Source organism: Prevotella sp. HJM029, from assembly GCF_000599605.1.
Lineage (GTDB): Bacteria > Bacteroidota > Bacteroidia > Bacteroidales > Bacteroidaceae > Prevotella.
This window is the reverse complement of the sequence record NZ_AZHT01000090.1, coordinates 1-378: the sequence shown is the minus strand read 5'-3', so window position 1 is coordinate 378 and position 378 is coordinate 1. Positions and strand designations below refer to the sequence as shown.

Sequence of the window (378 nt, the reverse complement as noted above, 5' to 3'; positions counted from 1 at the left end):
TGCGCCTTAGAGAGGGTATAGCCTTTCCCTTTACCACGCATACGGCAAGACACACCTTTGCCACACTTATTACGCTTGAGCAAGGAGTTCCTATTGAAACGGTGAGCAAGATGCTCGGACATAGCAATGTAAGCATGACCGAGCGTTATGCAAAGGTTACACCACAGAAACTCTTTGAGGAATTTGACCGCTTCCTTTCTTTCACCGAAGATTTACGTTTAACCATATAAAAGACGAGCATTATGAAAAGTACATTCAAGATACTGTTCTATATCAACAGACAGAAAACAAGGGCAGACGGAAAGACAGCCATTCTCTGCCGTATCACCATAGACGGAAAGAGCACCGCCATTACCACAGGAGAAGAGTGTAAAGTCT

Annotated in this window: 1 protein-coding gene and 1 pseudogene; both read left to right on the top strand. The window is 44.2% G+C overall.

Translation table 11 applies throughout. The features are described from left to right. The coding region (locus X919_RS14860) for a tyrosine-type recombinase/integrase (protein WP_036917174.1) at positions 1 to 230 on the top strand (230 nt) is incomplete at its 5' end. A 12-nt stretch (positions 231 to 242) separates the two neighbouring features. After that, positions 243 to 378, top strand: a pseudogene (locus X919_RS16520) (site-specific integrase); the annotation flags it as partial.